Genomic DNA, 2,625 nt, shown 5'->3' on the forward strand with positions numbered 1-2,625 from the left:
GTATCCGTCCGAGGAACCCATTAGAGATTTTCGTTTTAAGTTTTATATTTTTTCCAGTTGTTGGGTAGGAGTTGGTAGAGGTCTTTGTGTCGGATAGACTGAGTTCTGTTGAGCACATCGTTGAGCCATTCCTGCTCGTTGAGTCCGTTTTTCTTGCAGGTAGCCATAAAGGAGTACATAGCTGCAGTCATTTCCGCAGCGTCATGAGATCCGGCAAAAAGGAAATTTTTTCTTCCGATAGCCAGCGGTCAAATGGCATTCTCCACTAAGTTATTGTCTATCTCCACCTGTCCATGTTGTGTATAGGCACTGAGTCCACTCCACCGGGGCAAGGCATAGTTGATCGCTTGCCCTAAAGGACTCTTAGGCAGTACCTGATGTATCTGTGCTTCCATCCAGTTTTTGATTTCATTGAGTACCGGAACGGCTTCTTTTTGTCTTTTCTCAGTGCGTTGCTGCCAGGTAAGTTGCTCTTCTCTCATATCTTGCTCCAACTTATACAGCTTCTGCATCAATGCAAGCACGGTATTAGCTTTCTCTTTATCATAATTGACTGCGTCGACGAATTTACGTCGGGCGTGGGCCATACAGTAGATCAATGCAATATCAGGATGACCTGCATACAAAGATTCATAGACTTGATACCCATCAGTTTGAAGGATGCCTTTGTAATCTTCAAGCATGGCTTTTGGTCCACTACAATCTCTGCCTTTCTGATAGTCAAACAATACCAATCGGTCTACGGGAGCATGGTACACCCACATATAGCCTTGATGGATATTCTTCTTCTTATCCGCTTTCTTTTGTTTGTCTTGTACTTTAATAGGTGACTCGTCAGCCTGGATGTATTTCTGATTAATTACCATCAATTTAAGCAACTCCCACAGTGGAGCTAAGTGTTTCCATCCTTTCATTATCCAATCCGAAGCGGTCGAGGCGGGAATATTGACTCCCAATCGTCGGTATTTACTGATTTGTCGGTGGAGCGGTGAGCCATACACATACTTGTCCAGTACCATTTCACCAATAAGGCGATTGGAAGGGATACCCTTTTCGATCACACGTTCGGGTAATGAACCGGTAAGAATGCCTTCCCCATTAGGACGTGCGTATTTGCGACGCACATATCGCTTGACGTAAAGTTCGGCAGGAACGATATCAAGTACTTCTGTGATCTCATCTCCGATGTAAGTGCAACCTGTAGTGTTTTCTTCCGGCTCAATGATGACCTCTTCCCTTCTCAACTCTTCAGGCAACTTCATACGTCCGGTGCCTTTGGCTCTTTTCTTAGGTGATTTCTTCTCAGGAGTAGTTACAGATGCTACCTGTTCACTCAATTCCTCCTGTTGCTCATTGGTAGTACCTAAATCAAACAGGCTCATTTGTGAAAGATCTTCTTCCTTAAATGAGGAGAGTTTCTCGCTTTTACTTCCGAATAAATATCTCTGAAACTTATTAAGTTCAAAAAGGAGTTGGTCGATCCGCTCATCTTTCTTAGAGATGGTCAAGCGAGATTCAGCCTGTTTTTTCTTATAATTAGCGATGGTTTGCAGCGACTCTTCAGAGAGCTTTTTATAACCCTCAACCGGGTCTCCAACCGGGTCTTTCACTGCGTTTCCCATACCTCTAAATTAGACATAAAAAGTACCTTTAAAGCCATCTAAAAGCTGTTTTTATTCACTTTTTCACCCTCGTTTTAAGGGAGCATACCGCTTGCGTAAGCGTACCGATTTGAGCATAACCCCCTCCATGAGAAGGGTCATCTGACGACTTGTAACAGACACCTGATCGCCCTCTGGCCATTCGAAAGTGCCTTGCTCCAACTTTTTGATGTAAAGAGCAAAACCGTCACGATCCCATTGCAGGAGTCGAATTTGGTTGCCTCGCTTACCGATGAATACAAAAACATCTCCACTTAGAGGGTCTCGATCCAATTCATTGGTAACCAAACCCGCTAAAGAGTAAATCCCATAGCGCATATCACATGGATTACGATAGAGAAAATAGCGACAGGTATAGGTAAGTGAGAGCATATCACAGCAGTGATTTCAAATCATCAATAGTGTCGCTACCTCCATGCCACTCTAACACCACTCCCAAAGGATAACGAATGGTGGCTGTCACCGAAGATGATACAGTACCATCCAATTTGATCTGCTCAAATTCTCCAGAAGTCTTGGACGAACTCGCTGTCAACTTCTCGAACTTAGTGACCCAGTAGTAGAAAGTCGAAGGGCTCAAACCCTGTTCGATTGCAAAAAGCTTCTTGCTTAAACCTGAGGATTGCCACGCCTCATGGAGAAAGCGCATCGATGATTCGTTGTGTCTTCTCATGATGCGAGACTAACAACACATAGTCCATTCTAAAAAATGGGTTCCTCGGATGTTTACGACAGCAGCACTATTGGGCGTAAGTTTTTCATTGGTCAATCGAATCATTCACCTTTCGGTCAAGCGAGGATTAACTCGCAGAGTGCCTCAGCGCTATACCTCGTTGAGTATTGATGAGAAATCCTTTCGTAAAGGCCATAGCTATGTAACTGTGCTGAGTGATCCAATAAGCGGAGCTGTTATTGATGTAGGAGAAGGACGCACCAAAAAAGCATCAGAAGAGCTTTTAAACAA

General features: G+C 43.9%; 5 protein-coding genes. 1 reads left to right on the forward strand and 4 read right to left on the reverse strand.

What is annotated here, in order from left to right; translation table 11 throughout:
* Positions 1 to 35: 35 nt before the first annotated feature.
* From AAGA18_16045 to AAGA18_16060, 4 genes are all read right to left on the reverse strand, one after another.
* Positions 36 to 191 carry a transposase domain-containing protein gene (locus tag AAGA18_16045; protein ID MEM9446853.1) on the reverse strand — a complete coding sequence of 52 codons (156 nt, stop codon included), beginning with the start codon at positions 189 to 191 and terminating at the stop codon, positions 36 to 38.
* 57 nt (positions 192 to 248) lie between these two features.
* Positions 249 to 1,622 (reverse strand): IS66 family transposase, encoded by a 1,374-nt coding sequence (locus AAGA18_16050; GenBank protein MEM9446854.1) that lies wholly within the window; start codon positions 1,620 to 1,622, stop codon positions 249 to 251.
* A 63-nt stretch (positions 1,623 to 1,685) separates the two neighbouring features.
* The gene (tnpB, locus tag AAGA18_16055; GenBank protein ID MEM9446855.1) at positions 1,686 to 2,033 is read right to left on the reverse strand and encodes an IS66 family insertion sequence element accessory protein TnpB; all 348 of its coding nucleotides are present in this window, start codon (positions 2,031 to 2,033) and stop codon (positions 1,686 to 1,688) included.
* Between the two features lies 1 nt (position 2,034).
* Positions 2,035 to 2,334, reverse strand: a complete 300-nt coding sequence (locus AAGA18_16060) for a hypothetical protein (GenBank protein MEM9446856.1) — start codon at positions 2,332 to 2,334, stop codon at positions 2,035 to 2,037.
* A 49-nt stretch (positions 2,335 to 2,383) separates the two neighbouring features.
* Here AAGA18_16060 and AAGA18_16065 point away from each other — a divergent pair.
* On the forward strand, positions 2,384 to 2,625 hold a 242-nt coding region (locus AAGA18_16065; protein ID MEM9446857.1), incomplete at its 3' end, for a transposase.

It is taken from the genome of Verrucomicrobiota bacterium (assembly GCA_039192515.1).
In the GTDB taxonomy this organism is placed as follows: Bacteria; Verrucomicrobiota; Verrucomicrobiia; order Methylacidiphilales; family JBCCWR01; genus JBCCWR01.